Annotated in this window: 10 protein-coding genes and 1 tRNA gene; 3 read left to right on the forward strand and 8 right to left on the reverse strand. The window is 43.1% G+C overall.

Annotation, left to right across the window (positions count from 1 at the left end):
- Window positions 1-75: 75 nt before the first annotated feature.
- Together V5804_RS10370 and V5804_RS10375 are read right to left on the reverse strand one after the other, a co-directional pair.
- Window positions 76-2,886 (reverse strand): hypothetical protein, encoded by a 2,811-nt coding sequence (locus V5804_RS10370; RefSeq protein WP_369591315.1) that lies wholly within the window; start codon window positions 2,884-2,886, stop codon window positions 76-78.
- Window positions 2,887-2,971: 85 nt separating this feature from the next.
- Complete coding sequence (locus tag V5804_RS10375) at window positions 2,972-3,961, reverse strand: virulence RhuM family protein (protein WP_369591316.1); 990 nt, start codon at window positions 3,959-3,961, stop codon at window positions 2,972-2,974.
- 189 nt (window positions 3,962-4,150) lie between these two features.
- On the opposite strand from V5804_RS10375, the gene hscA reads away from it, so the two are divergent.
- Window positions 4,151-5,995 carry a Fe-S protein assembly chaperone HscA gene (hscA, locus tag V5804_RS10380; protein ID WP_369591317.1) on the forward strand — a complete coding sequence of 615 codons (1,845 nt, stop codon included), beginning with the start codon at window positions 4,151-4,153 and terminating at the stop codon, window positions 5,993-5,995.
- Window positions 5,996-6,056: 61 nt separating this feature from the next.
- Complete coding sequence (locus V5804_RS10385) at window positions 6,057-6,716, forward strand: Pr6Pr family membrane protein (RefSeq protein WP_369591318.1); 660 nt, start codon at window positions 6,057-6,059, stop codon at window positions 6,714-6,716.
- A 71-nt stretch (window positions 6,717-6,787) separates the two neighbouring features.
- Here the strand turns inward: V5804_RS10385 and V5804_RS10390 are convergent, their stop codons facing one another.
- The 6 genes from V5804_RS10390 to V5804_RS10415 all read right to left on the reverse strand — a co-directional run bounded on the left by V5804_RS10390 (window position 6,788) and on the right by V5804_RS10415 (window position 15,339).
- Window positions 6,788-7,090 carry a hypothetical protein gene (locus tag V5804_RS10390; RefSeq protein WP_369591319.1) on the reverse strand — a complete coding sequence of 101 codons (303 nt, stop codon included), beginning with the start codon at window positions 7,088-7,090 and terminating at the stop codon, window positions 6,788-6,790.
- Between the two features lie 863 nt (window positions 7,091-7,953).
- Window positions 7,954-8,026: transfer RNA gene (locus V5804_RS10395), tRNA-Thr, on the reverse strand.
- A gap of 195 nt (window positions 8,027-8,221) precedes the next feature.
- Window positions 8,222-9,241, reverse strand: a complete 1,020-nt coding sequence (locus V5804_RS10400) for a chemotaxis protein CheB (RefSeq protein ID WP_369591320.1) — start codon at window positions 9,239-9,241, stop codon at window positions 8,222-8,224.
- 24 nt (window positions 9,242-9,265) lie between these two features.
- Complete coding sequence (locus tag V5804_RS10405) at window positions 9,266-10,831, reverse strand: PAS domain-containing protein (RefSeq protein WP_369591321.1); 1,566 nt, start codon at window positions 10,829-10,831, stop codon at window positions 9,266-9,268.
- 430 nt (window positions 10,832-11,261) lie between these two features.
- The gene (locus tag V5804_RS10410) at window positions 11,262-14,237 is read right to left on the reverse strand and encodes a chemotaxis protein CheB (protein ID WP_369591322.1); all 2,976 of its coding nucleotides are present in this window, start codon (window positions 14,235-14,237) and stop codon (window positions 11,262-11,264) included.
- A gap of 517 nt (window positions 14,238-14,754) precedes the next feature.
- Complete coding sequence (locus V5804_RS10415; RefSeq protein WP_369591323.1) at window positions 14,755-15,339, reverse strand: TIGR00730 family Rossman fold protein; 585 nt, start codon at window positions 15,337-15,339, stop codon at window positions 14,755-14,757.
- 428 nt (window positions 15,340-15,767) lie between these two features.
- On the opposite strand from V5804_RS10415, the gene V5804_RS10420 reads away from it, so the two are divergent.
- On the forward strand, window positions 15,768-15,962 hold the full coding sequence (locus V5804_RS10420) for a hypothetical protein (RefSeq protein ID WP_369591324.1): 195 nt from the start codon (window positions 15,768-15,770) through the stop codon (window positions 15,960-15,962).
- Window positions 15,963-15,999: the final 37 nt, after the last annotated feature.

Consider the following 15,999-nt stretch of genomic DNA (forward strand, 5'->3'; position numbering starts at 1 on the left):
AATTAGCGGGGCGTTGTCAACCGAAATCGAAAACGCAGCAAAAGTAAATTTAAGCGGCATTTTATCCATTAAACCTTAAAAAAAACTGAGCGGAACAATCAGCTCAAAACGGTTTGGACTATGTCCGCCAAACAAATCCTGGTCTTGCAAATGCGTGTAGCGGAGGCCGAAAGTAAAAGGCAGTTCGTTCCATAAACTTGAATCAAAATAAACTTCGCTGCCGACCGAACGGAAATTGGCTTTAAAAGGTTTTCCACTGGCATACGAATCCGAAGCACGCGTGTAATCATAAAAAACGTTTGCCCGGATGCGCAACAGGTAAAAAAAGTTGGCAAAACCGGCATCGGGATAAGCAACCGGGAAATGATAATTGGCCGCCAACTTGCTTAACTGATGCAGGTTTTCGGCCTCGTAACCGCGCGAAAAAGGAAGCTGGTTTGAAAAAAGACCGATCCCGTTTGCACCATTGTTTTTTTGAAAAGCCGCATTTAAAACCAGGCTGTTGTTTTTGAACAAGCCCGGAAAATAGAAATAAGCGTTGGCCAGCAACTGGTTTGCATCGTAATAAGTAACCGCCGTTTTGTAACTCAAACTGATATTTTGCGCCAAACTCGGATAAATTTGCTGGTAAGCACGCTGGTTTTGGCTGCTAAACGTAAGCGCGTTGCTGAGATAACTGTAAGACCGCGTGCCCAACTGCGACTGGAAAAAGCCGGTGTATTTGCTTTGGTTGTACACATAATTGCTGCCCAGCCTTAACCTGCTGGTCGTCCGGCCGTTGCTAAAAGTCAGCGGGATTGAAAAACCGCCCTGCACCTGCGTTTCGTTCCAATAAACATCGCGGCTCTGGTATAATGACCTTCGGTCGAAAGTATAATTTATGCCGCCCGATAAATAAGGGAACAAAGCGCCATAAACGGCATCAAAACCCAACTCTTTGTAGCCTTCGTTGCGGTTGTAGGTGCCGTAAAGCTCTGATTGAAAAGTGTTCAAGATATTTTCGCCAACCAAAGAAAGCGTATAATCCGGATCGTTGAAGGAAGGGATTAAACTGTGAAAATTAAACAGATGAGAAAGTCCGCCGTATTTTTTGGTGGTAAAAGAAGTATTCGGAACAGAAGCCAGCAAATCAGCATTGTTTTTTTCCAGATCAGAAATGTTTAGATCGGAAGGGTTTTCAGCTAAAACACTTTCAGAAACCGGCTCGAAATTAACCTCGCTTTTTTCAATTTGTTGCAGATGAAAACCGGTTGCCGTAAACGTATTGTACAAAATGGCGTGCTTGTTTACGGTTGTTTCGTAATTGCCAATCGCTTCATTCAACGTTTTATTTTTAAGCTGATACAGTTTTTTGGTTGATAAAAGAAGCATGTACAATTGGTCGTTTTTCTCCGCGGCAGCCGTAAAAAAAACCGAATCTTTTTGGATGGTCGGAAAGCCAATCACCCGAAAACCGTAAGGCGTTAAAGCTTGAACATTGCCATTTACAAGATTTATTTCCGCCAAACTCATCATTCCTTTTGGGTTTCTTACTGCGGAAATTACCGTTTTTGCATCCAAAAATTTGGGATAAGTGTAAATGAGGTTTTGCGGGTTAGGGACTTTTTGAAGCAATTTTCCGGTCGAAACTTCTATCAAATGCAGTTCGCTTTTTCCCTGCGGGGATTGCAAAACGGCAATGATGGTTTTTCCGTCTTCGCTCAAATCCGGCGAAAAATACTTGCTTCTTTTACCGATACTTTTTTGGGTTCCGGTCGCCACATCCAGCAGTTGCAGCGTGCTGTAATCTTTGTAGCCCCAGCGCAAATCGGGCCGGTAACTGGCATAAACAATTTTGCCGTTTTTGTACGAAAACTGGTTGTCCAAAGAAGCATCACGGATTCGGATTTCCTTTTCCCAGTTGCCCGACTTCAACATAAAACGGTGCACTTTGCTGTACGATGATTTTACATAGATAAAAGAAGTATCGTTGATAAAAGCCGGAAACTCCTCATCGGCCACAAAATGTTTGGCTTGTTTTTGCGGTTGGTCTTCTGCCGAAAACTGCTGCTTAAAATAATCTAAAGCCTGCATCCGAAACTGCGGATAGCTGCTGCCCGAATATTTTTTGACCGCGCTACGAAAAGTCCGTTTTACAGATGCGACATCGTGCGTTACTTTTTTCCAAAAATCGTCGCCGTATTTTTCGCGGCCGTAAGCCACCAACATGTAACCCAGCGGATAATGGTCGGGCACAAAATCCTGGTACGAACCGTTGCGCAACTTCATCCAACTGTAGTTTTTGCCCGCCGACCAAAGCGCGCGGTAACCGTTGAAATAAAACGGCAACCGGCCTCGGCCTTGTCGGCTCACCAAAGTTTCGTTGTAAACCGCATCGCCTTCGTAAAACCAGTTGGGCACGGTCAACGTGCTGAGGACGGCTTGTCCGCCTTCGCCAAAAATGGTATGAAAAAGTTTGGTCAGGCCCACATCAAAATTGTTGTATTGCTGCACGTGCCGAAACTCGTGGATGGCCAACTGCTCTGCCCAGGGCAGGCTGCCCAGCTCAAAACTGTTTTGGTCGGGCGTTAAATAATATTCGCTGCGGAAAGGCGCCAAACCCACATAACCGTTAGAAACCGTGGTTTGGTTTTGCAGCACAATGTTGATCTTTTTCTGGCGGAAACCAATCGTTGGCGCAATATCTTTGTTCATGTACTTGATGATACTGGCCACACGGGAAGCAGAAGAATCTAAACCTTTTGGAAAAATAATTCTGGCCGCCGGTGTATTGATTTGCTGCCATTTGAGGGAAGGTGGGTTGCCGCCAAAAGTTTGGGCTTGCAGCCTGCAACAAAAAAAGGTGGGTAAAAACAGTATGGCGGCAAATTTGGAAAAGGCAGACATTTATAAAATCAGTTTACGGGACGGAAATTAATCATTTATTCGTCTTTTCGGTAACTGTTTAATTTGCCTGTTAAAAAAAGTAGGGTTACTTATTCTTTTTGTTTGATAACTTTTTAACCGCTTTATCCAACTCGTCGGGCTGCGAAGCATTTAATTGCTTTTGATATTTTTCAAACTCTTTTAAAGCAAATTCTTCAGCTTGTTCGTGGCTTACTTTACCCGCATGTTCTAAAACTTCGCGGTCATTTAAAGTAAGAAAGCCGTGCAATTTTGTAATCCAATCTTTCATGTACATCGGCTTGCGTTGCAATGCCTGCAACTCTGCAAATTCGAGATATTGGTTGATGATGCGGTTAAGTTGGTTTAGCTCGTCTTCGTTCAAATAATTTTTGGCAACTGTTGCATCCTGTTTTTTGATTTGCTCTCCGGGAAAATTGGTTAAACCCATGTTTGGTTTAGCTGCATCGGCTCTTTGCATAATTAATTCTGCGGCTGTATGCGCATGTATTGCCCAATGAAATTTATTTTGAATGGTTGCGAAAAAGTTTCTGCTAACATCAGTATTTGCATCGTAGTCAATACTTGTGGTGTAAATATCGCACACTTTACGGTAAAAAACTTTTTCACTGCTTCGTATATCACGGATGCGGAAAAGAAGCTCATCAAAATAATTGTTTCTTGCCTCTTTCAGCCGTTCATCATCCAGCACAAAACCTTTAATAATGTATTCTTTTAAACGCTGTGTGGCCCAGATCCGGAAATGAGTGCCGATATGAGATTTTACACGATAACCAACCGATATGATTATGTCAAGGTTGTAAAATTGAGTAGCACGTTTTACCCTTCTTGATCCTTCTAATTGAACTGTCAAGTAATCCTTGACAGTTGAGTTTTCATCCAATTCCCCTTCTTCAAAAATATTTCGGATGTGCAAACTGATGTTTTGCTTTGTGGTTTGAAAAAGTTCCGCCATTTGGTTCTGGCTTAGCCAAACCGTTTCATTTTCTATCCTTACATCAACTTTGGTATTGCCGGATGAGGACTGGTAAATTAATATTTCGCCTTTTTGTTCCATAAGCTGATGTTATAATTTCTTGTTGAAAAGGATCATCCCGCTATAACGGTTTCGTCAAATATAAATGCTTTAACCTTTGGGAAAAAGGCTTGACAATGATTAATCATTCTGTTTTTGCGCCTCCCTCTACACTCCAATGACAAGCCCTTCCGCAAAACTCTTAACTTTGCGGCTTGTTCTACTTTTATCATGGCTAAAGTTTCTATCAATTTAACTACCGGTTCTATCCAGCAGGAAGAAATTATTGTGGGCATTGATCTCGGCACCACTAATTCTTTGGTTGCTTTTATCAATCCTGATAAAAACCCGCAGGTGATAAACGATACGGGAAAAGGTGTTTTGGTGCCTTCAGTGATCCATTTTGGCGAACAGGGTGAAATTACGGTTGGAAACGAAGCCAAAAGTTTCCTAATTAGCGATCCGCAAAACACTATCTTTTCGGTCAAAAGATTGTTAGGCCGTTCATACAAAGATGTGGCCGATTACAAGAACTTTTTCTCCTACAAAATCATTGACGACGATACCGAGAGCTTGGTCAAAATTAAAGTAGGCGATGCTTTTTTTACCCCGGTAGAATTGTCGGGACTGATCCTGAAAGAACTGAAAGAACGTGCAGAACATGCCATCAAAACGCCAGTAAACCGCGCCGTCATCACCGTTCCGGCTTATTTTAACGATTCACAACGGCAGGCCACGCGCGATGCCGGAAAGTTGGCGGGTTTGGATGTGTTGCGGATTGTGAACGAACCAACGGCTGCAAGCCTGGCTTACGGCATCGGCCTCAATCCCGAAGAAACCAAAACCATTGCGGTTTACGATTTGGGCGGAGGCACGTTTGATGTTTCGATCCTGCAAATTCAAAATGGTATTTTTGAAGTTTTGGCAACCAATGGCAATACTTTTTTGGGCGGAGACGATTTCGACCGTTTGATTGTGAACTATTGGATCGAAAAAAACAACCTGCAAAACCAGCCCGATTTGCCGCAGCAGGAATTGCGTTTGAAAGCCGAAGAAGCCAAAAAAGCTTTCGCGCACCAAAGTTTGTTCAACGAAAAAATAGGGGATATTTGGTGTACCATTGACCGCCCGACTTTTGAAGCATTGATCTTGCCAAAAGTTGAAGAAACGATACAAAACTGCCGACTTGCATTAAAAGATGCCGGTTTAACGGTTGGCCAGATTGATGAAGTGGTGATGGTTGGCGGTTCAACCAGAACAGCTTTAGTCAAAAAAATGGTGGCCGAATTTTTTGGGCGACCTGTGCATGATGAAGTAAACCCGGACGAAGTTGTTGCTTTGGGCGCCGCCATCCAAGCTGATATTTTGGCCGGAAACCGAACCGATATTTTGCTGCTGGATGTTACACCGCTTTCGCTGGGAATCGAAACGATGGGCGGATTGATGGACGTAATCATTCCCCGCAACGCAAAAATCCCAACGAAAGCGGGAAGACAATATACCACTTCGATAGACGGACAAGTGAATATGAAAATTGCTGTTTATCAGGGCGAGCGCGATCTGGTAAAAGAAAACCGCAAGCTGGCCGAATTTGATTTGAAAGGGATCCCGTCCATGCCTGCCGGTTTTCCCAAAGTAGATATTAACTTTTTGCTGAATGCGGACGGGATTTTAACGATCCAGGCGGTTGAACAACGTTCCGGCGTAAAGCAGCAAGTGGAAGTAAAACCAGCTTATGGTTTAACCGATGCCGAAGTGGAGCAAATGCTGATGGACAGCATTACCCACGCGCAAGACGATGTGCAGCAACGGATGCTGATTGAAGCCCGCACCGAAGGCGAACAAATGGTTTACACCGTCGAACGTTTCGTGCAAAAAAACGTGGAATATTTAGCAGCAACAGAAATCACCGATACGCTGAAATTAGTGGCCGAACTGAAAGAATCGCTAACCTTGGGCGATAAAGATTTGATCCTAAAAAGGATTGATACCTTAAACGAATTTACCCGCCCTTTTGCCGAACGGTTGATGGACCAGGCGGTTAGCACGGCGATGCGGGGCAAAAGTGTAGAATAGTTGGAATGATGTTGGTTGGTTGTATTAAAATTCTATATTTTTAGTGCAATCAAGAAAACCAATGATACACCAAAATTATACCTATAAAAACAGTATCGCTACCGCAATCATAGCCGCAGTTGCATGGTTTGCCGTCATCATGCAGTTTTTGATTTCTGTGCCAGAATACATGCAAAAAGGGGAAACGCTCGCCGGAAGCATCGTGCATTTGGCCAGTTATTTTACCATTCTCACCAATATTCTGGTTGCCGTTAGTTTAACTTCGGTTTTATTGTTTCCTAAAACTTTTGTTGGCCGGTTTTTCGCTAAAATTTCTTCGGCCACGGCCATTGCGGTTTACATTACCATTGTTTGTTTGGTTTATAATCTGGTTTTGCGCCCGTTTTGGAGCGCAAAAGGAATTTTTAAAACCAACGACGAACTGCTGCACGTCGTTGTTCCCGCTTTATACCTTTTAAATTGGTTTTTCTTTCTGCCGAAAAAAGGCCTGGTTTGGAGGGCTTTGCCTTACTGGCTTATTTTTCCGCTCTGTTATTTGTTTTATGTGATTATCCGCGGAACCTTTACCGGTTTCTACCCGTACTTTTTTGTGGATGTAAAAACGTTTGGTTATGCTACCGTGGCTTTGAATGCGTTTGTGCTGCTGATCGTTTTTGCGCTTTTTTGTGCGCTGTTTATTTGGTTGGGCAGGAAGATGATCTCCAGAAAACCCTTTTCGTAGCGATGCTTCTTTTACCGGCATAAAAAAAGCACCTGTTTTGGCAGGTGCTTTTGATTTCGAAATAAAATAACTTATTCGTTGCCGGCCGCTTCTCTAATCGCCTGGTCTTCTTTCAGTTTGTCCACGTTGTTGGTGGTGCTGAATTTATCGGTGTTGCCGGCAAAGTATTCTAAAATATCGGTAATCGCATCCAAATTATCGCTGATGCGCTGGTGCATGTCCGGCAAATCTTTTTCTAAGCGTTTGTCGCCCAAATCAATATTGTCCACTTCGATTTTTCCTAATTTTTGTACAATTGCCTGTTGGCTGTTCTTTAAATCTTCCAGTTCATGAACGATTTTTTCCATCGCGGCAAATTTTTTCAACGTATCCATAATGCTTCTTTTATCGGTTTAAATTTTGTGTGTGTATTTGTGCAACGCCTTTTGGCAGGTAAAGTTTTATTGCAAAGAAATAGATGGCCGTTTAATTTATCGGGCCTGTGTTTTTGGCTAAAGCCTTTGTTTGTGCCTTTGTCCACGGCCTAAAGGCCGTGGCAATGAAGCCTGACTGGTGCAGCCCAAAATTTGGCGGGTTGTGGTAAAGCAAGTTGTTGGGCTGTGGGTGTAAAATTGGGGTAAAACCGGTAGCAAAAAGGACGGTGCTGCGCTTTGCCGCGTGAGGGATAGTAGCGGAAAGCCCACAGCGAGGCACGAGCGAGGACTTGGAGCGGATAGCCCGACCCGCAGGGGCACGCCCAAAAGAAAAAAATGAGCGGAGAAAAAACGAGGATGAGCATTTTTGGGTTTACGCTCTGCTTGACGGTATATAAGCAGCGCCAGCCTCGAAACAAGTTATTAACGTAGCCAGAAAAGTTCCATCCTTTTGATTGTTCAACTGCTTAACCGGCTCCTGATCCAACAAAATTACAAACTAAGCAACTCTTTCCTTTGTGATACACGATCTTGATTGGTGGAAATAGTTACCCGTTTATCGCCTTTGATAAAAGTTATTTTATCTGAATATTTAGCTTTATGGTAAGCGTTATAAGCGATTACCAAAGAAATGATACCAGAGATCAGACAAATTATTGCGATGATGATTGTTGCTGCGGTCCCCATTTTTATTTATAGCAGAAGTTTAATTTGTAAAAGAAGCTCGTACTGATGCTATATATTTTGTTTGATATTCAAATATATATTTAATTAAATTGCTTATCAAATATTTTGTTTTGATAAGCTTTTAATTTTTAATGAAGAGCCGACGACGGGAATCGAACCTGCGACCTACTCATTACGAATGAGTTGCTCTACCAACTGAGCTACGTCGGCTTTTTGTGTTTTGCTGTCATTCCGATCCGAAGGGAGGAATCTTCTTCGAAGCGTTATTTATTTTAAGGTGATAAAAGAAGCATGCTTTCTTTCTACTTTGAAGAAGATTCCTCCCTTCGGATCGGAATGACAAAAACAATATCGAAACAACCACCATGCTTCTTTTATGCCGGTAAAAATAGGATTAAACCTTTGTTATTCGTACACAAAATTGTTCGGGCCGTTTACGCTAAGCGAAGTGAGCAACGCTTTTAGTTTTTCGATATAAACGCTTAACTCGGCGGCGGTGTTTTGTTTTTCGGACTGCATTTCCGGCTGGTTTACTTCGTGCAAGTGCTGCGCCGTGGTTTGCAATAAACTCCGGCGCTCTTCCAGCCTGCGGATGGTGGTCCATAAGGATTCTTCCAACGATTCGGATTGCTTGTCCAACAGTAGTTTTTCCGTATAAACATGGCCGGTAAAACAGCGGTAACGGTGCAGGCCGCCATGGTTCAGCATAAACAAAGTGCCGCCGCAATCCGGGCAGGTATAATCGCTTTGGGTGCCAATGGTTTTCAGTTGGTCTATACTGCTCACCATGTTTTCGGTCATCTCGGCCTCCGTCCTGATGTCTTCAGGCACTACGGCTGCTGGTTTTTCGGGTTTCGATTTCATATCATCCAGTATATAGCCCATGTCTGCTATCGGCACACGGTAATCTACCTCTACATGGTTTAAAACATTAGTCGGCATGTCTCCAAACTGCGCTTCGTCGGGTTCCTGCACAATGCAAATGCCGCCGCACCTTTTAATGGCCATCATGCCCGCGGTTCCGTCATCCAATAAACCGGTTAAAATAATGCCAATTGTTTTGGAATTGAAAACAACGGCCGCCGAACGAAACAACACATCAATAGAAGGGCGCCAGCGGTTTTCGTGCGGGCCTTTGATAAAGCGGATGGTTTCATCGGCAGCAATAAGCATATGAAAATCCGGCTTGGCAATATACACATGCCTGGCCTGTACCTGCTCCCCGTTTTTGGGGATGCTGCAGGCAAATGTTGTCCTTTTTTGCAGATGGTGCACCAAAACATCGCCCAGAGAATGGCGCGAAACATGCAAAACCACCAGGATGGCGGCATCCAGGTTTTGTGGTATTTTTTCTAACAACTGGCTGATGGCCTGCAAACCGCCTGCCGATGCGCCAACTACAATTACTGATTTAACTTGGGCCATATTTTATTAATACTCCGATTATAGTTAATGTTTCAGGCTGATTTGAACGATTGTGCCTGTTTGCGGGGATGATTCAATAGTTAAAAGGCCTTTGTATAAACGCAAACGGTTTTTAATGCTGCTTAAACCTATCCCTTTTGGTATTTCTGCTGTTTGGTTACTGTCAAAACCGATGCCATTATCTGCAACGGTAATAAATGTGTTTTTTGCTTTTTTGGTTACCTCGATACTAATGTTGCTGGCCTGCGCATGTTTGATGCTGTTGTTTACCAGTTCCTGCACGATACGGAAAATGTTAAGCTGCGTTTCAAAGGGCAAAGATTTGCAAGTATGGCTAACTTTGGTATCTACCTTAAGTTTGCTGTTTGACAAGCGCAAGGCCATATCTTCTAAAGTGGCTGCCAGGCCAAAATCTGTTAAAATGGATGGTGCCAGTTCAAAAGAAATGTTGCGGATATCGCGGATGCTTTGGTTAAGCAACTGCATCAAATGGTCGTAAGATGGTTTTTCTTCCGTGTTTTTAACCTGATCTATATTAAGTTTAACGGCATACAGCATTTGTGCAATGCCGTCGTGCAGCACCTCGCTGATCCTTTTTTTCTCTTTTTCTTCTGCTTGCAGGCCTGCTGCCAGGATCATTTGCTGCTGCTCCTCTTTAATCCGCGAAGCTTCCATCTCCATCATCATTTTGTCGCTGATATCGGTAAAAGTGCCGATAAAGCGTTTTTTCTGCTGCTGGTCTGTAACCACTTGCGCCCTGGACTGCACATATCTTAAACCCTGGTTATTGCAATTGACCCGGAACCTGATGTTCAATTCTTTTTCCCGGATAATGGCCTGCCGGATTTCGTGGTCTACGTTTTTACGGTCGTGCTGATAGACCTTGCCGATCATGGTTTCGTAGCTGCCGTCAAAACTGCCCTCGTCGAAACCGTACAAGGCCAGGCAAAAATCATCAAAATAGATTTTGCCCGATACGATATCAATTTCCCAGATGCCGGTGGAAGAAGCTTCCAAAGCAATTTCCAGCGTTTTTTTGGCTTCTTTCAGTTTTTGCTCGGCCTGCTGCTTCGCGGTAAAATCAGTTACGGTTAAATAACAGATTGGGTTGATATCCGAGTTTTGGACCGCAATGCCATCAACCTGCACGTTTAAAATATCCTGGTTTTTTTTTATCAAACGGATAAAACACGTTTGCGCATCCGGCGAGGCAAACAGCTTTTTAAAATAGATGTAAAACTCGTCCCGGTCTTCCGGATGGATGTTTAGTAAAAATAGTTTGCCAACCATACTGTTTTTACCACTGTCAAATAATTTTATGCCCGCATAATTAACGTTTTGGATAATGCCGGTTTGGCTGGTTACAAAATAACTGATGGGCGCCAGCTCAAACAAATTGCTGAAATTGATGCGGCCATGTTCTAGTTCGGCATAGGAGTTTTGCAGCTCGTCGTTCTGCATCTCCAGTTCTATTTGCTGTACCCGCAATTCGTGAAAAAGCCTTTTCACTTCCATCAATTGCACGCCTCTGTTGCTGTTTTTATCGGCAGAAATTAACTGTTCGGCTTTTTCCCGCAGGATCTCGAGCATATTGTTTTCTTTTAACATTGATTTGTTTAAACTCTTGGTGTTGCTTGTTCTGTTTTATTTACAAAATTATTTAAACTTTTTTTCCGGCCCTTCTTTTTCTGATGCTTCTTTTACCCTATAAAATTGGTGTTGGTATCGGCCTGAACAAATCAAAACAAATTGCCCACCTATTTTTATAGGGTAAAAGAAGCATTGTGTAAAGCACAAAATAATAAGTTTAAACAAGTTATACCTATATTAATAAAGGACACACCCCTTGCCCCTCTCGAGAGGGGAAGCAAAGCTCGCTACCTTTCTAACGTTAAAAAGGTAGGCGCCATATTTCCCCTCTTGAGAGGGGCAAGGGGTGTGTCTTTTCATCTTTTTTTTAACCATAAAAGAAGCATTTATCAGGAAAATTAAGTTTAAACAATTTCATTAAAAAGGTAAATTAAACAAGCTTCTTATCGTCAATAACAATTAAATTTAACAATGTTTCGCCCGTCAGGTCATCTACCGAAGGCAAACTTGTAAAACCCAACTGTTTTTTCCCGATCACCGGAAATTCGAGGTTTAAGGCAACCTGCAATTCCTCTTGCTGCGCGTTCCGGATCAGGTTGTCCAAACGCGTTGTTTTCCACAAATCATGCACCAGGCCAGAAAAACCCAGGCCTTGCAACTGCCGTTCGTCCATTTTAAAAAACTCCAAAAAAGCCGGGTTTGCCGCAATTACTTCCTGTTTGCCGTTGACCAATATGGCAGGCGTTTGCATTTGGTTTACCATCGTTTTTGAATAATTTACCATCGTTTTAAGCCTGTGTTCCATTATTTTTAAAGAACTGATATTGGTAAACGTAAGCACGGCACCGCTGATAAAATTGTCCATGGTGCGGTAAGGCATAATGCGCAGGTTGTACCACACGTTTTTGTTGGTTTTGATTTCGATTTCTTTCGGGGCCAGCGTTTCGATCACGTCGGTAATGGTTTTTTTAAAATCGGGCAGATCAAAGTTGAACTTGATATCGGTGATGGAACGGCCCATATCCGAAGCAATGACGTTGAACAAAGCTTTAACCTGCGGCGTGTAGCGCAAAATCATCAACTGGTTGTCCAAAAAAATAGTACCGATCTCGGTGCTGTCCAGCAGGTTTTTCATGTCGTTGTTCAGCCGCGTCAGTTCTTCGGCTTTGGCCTGATAAGACACGTTTGTGGTCATCAGCTCTTCGTTGAGCGATTGCATTTCCTCTTTCGTGGTCAGCGATTCTTCGTTCGTGCTTTGCAGTTCTTCGTTGGTGCTTTGCAGTTCTTCGTTGGTTGATTTCAGTTCTTCCAGCGAAGTTTCCATTTGTTCGATGGTGCTGTGCAGTTGCTGTTTGGTGTATTCCAGTTCTTTTTGCAGCTCTTCGGCCATCATGTTTTGCCCGCTGTCATTCTGTTTGGTATTTATTTTGGCCGATGCTTTTTTTAGCAGCCCTTTATCTTCAATCACGATCAGGATAAAGCCTTGCAGCTCGGAGTCGTTAAAAATGCAGGTTTTCAGGTTTGCCAAACGCGTTTGGCCGTCTTCTTTGATCTTTATATCGTTTACCGCGATCAATGTTTTTTGCGATTGTGCCTGATAAATGGCATTGCGCAAAACGTTTTTCAGTTCTTCGCGCACCATTTCAAAAACGTTCATGGCCGCCTCGCCGGGGTTCAGTTCCAAAAACCGGCCGGTTTTGCCGTTGATGTACAAAATGTCGCCGCGCTCGTTCACCAATAACGAAACCGGCGTAAAAGATTCGAGCAAAAACTTGTTGAAACTTTCTAAAAGCGATTTCTTTTTGTTTTTTGTTTCTTCTGTTTTTTGGACGTTGCCAAAGGTTTGGCGTGAAATGTTGAACTGGAAATCCATAACTTTATTTGCTGATTGCGAGCCTGCCTTTCGTTCAAATATTTTCCATTTCGGCTCTACAGGCACAAAAAGGTCGGTAAAACCACCAATGGTTTCGGCCGGTCCAAGCATCAAAATGCCGGTTTGGTTTAACGAGTAATGGAAGATCGGCATCAGCTTTTTCTGCAGTTCGGCGTTCAGGTAGATCAGCACGTTGCGGCACGACAACAAATCCAGGCGGGTAAAAGGAGCATCCTTGATTAAGTTGTGCTGGGCAAAAACCAACATTTCGCGCAGTTCTTTTTTTACCTGGTATTTTTCGTTCCGTTTGATAAAAAAACGTTCCAGCCGTTCGGGCGAAACATCGGCAACAATATTGCTGTGGTACGTGCCGGAGCGTGCGGTTTCTATCGCCTGAATATCCAGGTCTGTTGCAAAAATCTGGATCTTGGGCGTGTGTTTGCTGTTCAGCATCGCATAGCATTCCATTAGCAAAATGGCAATTGTATAAGCTTCTTCGCCGGTAGAGGAGCCTGCCACCCAAACCCTCACCGGCTCGTTGTTGGTTTTGAGGCGGAGGATAGGCAGCAGTTTTTCTTTCAGCGATTCGTAGGCCTGGCCATCCCTAAAAAATTTGGTTACGCCGATCAGCAGTTCTTTAAAAAGGGCATCCAACTCGTGCGGGTTTTCACGCAAAAAACTGATGTAGGCGGTGTAGTCCGAAAGCTGGTGCAAAGCCAAACGGCGGTCAATGCGGCGGGTAATGGTATTGGTTTTATAGTGCGAAAAATCATGGCCGGTACGGGTGCGCAGCAGCATCAGTATTTTTTGGATCGAGTTGGAATCGCGTATTTCTGATTTTACCTGTTCCACCGGTTCTTCGCTCAATGCCGGGTGGTTAAGGTATTGGATCAGCTTGACCGGCATTTCTTCGGGTGCCAAAACATAATCAACTAAATTGGTGGCAATGGATGCTTTTGGCATACTGTCGTACTGCGCGGTTTCCGGGTCTTGCACCATCGCCATGCCCAGTTTTTCTTTGATAAGGCGCAAACCGGTTTCCCCGTCCGATCCCATTCCGGACAAGATGATGCCAACAGCGCGGTTCCATTGGTCTTCCGCCAGGCTTTGCAAAAAATAATCAATCGGCAGGCGCATGCCATGCGCTTTAGACGGGTTTAAAAGCAGCAGTTTTCGGTTGTGGATGCCCATGTCTTTGTCCGGCGGGATCACATAAACTGTATTGGGTTTTACCTGCGCGCCATCTTCGGCCTGCATCACTGGCATGGGCGTAAAAGCCTGGATCAGTTCGGCCAAATTGCTGGCGTAGTTTGGGTCTAAGTGCATAACCAGCACAAAAGCCATCCCGCTATCGGCCGGCATATGCGTAAAAAACTTTTCGAAAGCATTAAAAGCGCCGGCCGAACCGCCGATGGCCACAATGGGAAAAGGCCGCGTACGGCCGGAACGAACGACAGGCGCACGTTTTTTTATTGTTGTAGGTTCCTGGTCTTGGGCTGAATTTTTATCTGTGCGCAACGTATCGTTTTCCATAAAAGTCCTTGGTGCAAATTTGGTAAGTTATAAATGCCTGTTTTTTTGGGGAACCTTAAAAGCGGTTTAAATTTTTGTTCAAATTATTGGCGATGCTTCTTTTACCGGCTAAAAATCAGTGCGGCCATTTTGCTTTTCAAAGGGCGACACCAAATTTATAGTGCTAAAAGAAGCATCCGTTTTTTTCTTGAGATGAAGTTAAACAGCTATTGATCAGCATTAATTAAAACAGGAAGTGAAACAGTAATAGACAAACAACGCTTTGTGCCGTTAATCCTTCGGAAAGATACATTAGTAAATCAAATTTATTGATTTTTGGTACCGGAAAATGCAGAAAAATATATTCGGGCAAAAAACAGGTTTAACTGCCGCGCAAAAATAGTTGAAACTTTGTAATTTTTGTAACGTACAAAACAGTAATTCTCTCCTGTTAGGTTTATAATTGGTTAAAGCATCCTGAACTCCCCGTTCAGGGTGCTTTTGTTTTTTGAGATGATGCTTCTTTTACCGCCTCTTTTTAAGTGAGGTTTTGGTTTTTAAACCAAACTTCCTCTGGCACGGCTTTAAAGTTTTGCATCAGTTTTAGCAATTCCTGCGGGTTTTGGCTGCTCAAAACCAGTTCGCGGTTGGCCGGTTTCAGAAAACGGTTTTCTACCATCACGTCCATCTGCTTCAGCAAAAAATCATAAAAACCGTTGATGTTGAGCAAACCGATGGGTTTGTGGTGAAGGCCCAACTGCAGCCAGGTCAGTGTTTCAAAAAATTCTTCGAGCGTGCCCAAACCGCCGGGCAGGGTGATGATGCCATCGCACAAATCGTTCATCAACTGCTTCCTTTGGTGCATGTTTTCTACCACGTGCATCTCCGTTAAACCTTGGTGGCCAACTTCTTTGTCCATCAAAAACCCCGGGATTACGCCGATGGCTTTTCCGCCGCGCTGCAAAATGGCATCGGCAATCAAACCCATCACGCCAACTTTTCCGCCGCCAAAAACCAGGGAAATATTTTGGTTCACCATCAGTTCGGCCAGTTCTTCAATGGCTGTTTTTAGCTTTTCATCACCGTTAAAATTCGCCCCGCAGAAAACACAGATTGCATTCATTGATAAAAAATATTTTGTCTAAAGATCGAATTTTCGGAGGCTTAAAACAAAAGATTTTATGAGTATTGAAGATATTGTTACGCTTACAAATTGAACTTGAATTAATTTAAAATGCTTATATTTGTAGCATCAAATCGCATATTTTAATCGCCTCAATCGGAGTAATTAATATTACAAATGAAAGCAAAATATGTAGGTTTTTTAACGTTGATAATATGTGCAATGCAATTAATGGTAAGTGTACTGCAAACCATAGTAGCCATAATCACGTTCATGTTGTTAAAGCACTAAAACTTAAACTTCTTTAAATCCTGGCCATTTTTAATGGTCAGGATTTATTTTTTTACCTTAAATTCAAACTGAGACACTACCAAGGATTGGCATAAATGATCCAAATATGTATATTTGATCATGCCTCAAATTGCCTTATGATGGAAAATTATATCGAAACAGATAACAACAGTACTTTTGAAGTACCGCTGGAAGTACAATTGATCAAGGATGGAAATTACATCGTTTCTTATTGCCCGGCCTTGGAATTATCTTCCTATGGTGATAACGAAGATGACGCTAAAGAAGGGTTTGAAGAAGCATTGGGTATTTTTTTTAGAAGAATTGCATAGCAGAGGGACTTTGGAAAAGGTTTTATTGAATTTGGGC

Source organism: Mucilaginibacter sp., assembly GCF_041088075.1.
Classification (GTDB): domain Bacteria; phylum Bacteroidota; class Bacteroidia; order Sphingobacteriales; family Sphingobacteriaceae; genus Mucilaginibacter_A.

What these genes read in the sequence shown, in the direction of transcription:
- V5804_RS10375 (WP_369591316.1), bottom strand. Translation starts at nt 3,961, where the DNA reads ATGGAACAAAAAGGCGAAATATTAATTTACCAGTCCTCATCCGGCAAT.
- V5804_RS10400 (WP_369591320.1), bottom strand. Translation starts at nt 9,241, where the DNA reads ATGGCCCAAGTTAAATCAGTAATTGTAGTTGGCGCATCGGCAGGCGGT.
- hscA (WP_369591317.1), top strand. Translation starts at nt 4,151, where the DNA reads ATGGCTAAAGTTTCTATCAATTTAACTACCGGTTCTATCCAGCAGGAA.
- V5804_RS10390 (WP_369591319.1), bottom strand. Translation starts at nt 7,090, where the DNA reads ATGGATACGTTGAAAAAATTTGCCGCGATGGAAAAAATCGTTCATGAA.
- V5804_RS10410 (WP_369591322.1), bottom strand. Translation starts at nt 14,237, where the DNA reads ATGGAAAACGATACGTTGCGCACAGATAAAAATTCAGCCCAAGACCAG.
- V5804_RS10415 (WP_369591323.1), bottom strand. Translation starts at nt 15,339, where the DNA reads ATGAATGCAATCTGTGTTTTCTGCGGGGCGAATTTTAACGGTGATGAA.
- V5804_RS10405 (WP_369591321.1), bottom strand. Translation starts at nt 10,831, where the DNA reads ATGCTCGAGATCCTGCGGGAAAAAGCCGAACAGTTAATTTCTGCCGAT.
- V5804_RS10385 (WP_369591318.1), top strand. Translation starts at nt 6,057, where the DNA reads ATGATACACCAAAATTATACCTATAAAAACAGTATCGCTACCGCAATC.
- V5804_RS10420 (WP_369591324.1), top strand. Translation starts at nt 15,768, where the DNA reads ATGATGGAAAATTATATCGAAACAGATAACAACAGTACTTTTGAAGTA.
- V5804_RS10370 (WP_369591315.1), bottom strand. Translation starts at nt 2,886, where the DNA reads ATGTCTGCCTTTTCCAAATTTGCCGCCATACTGTTTTTACCCACCTTT.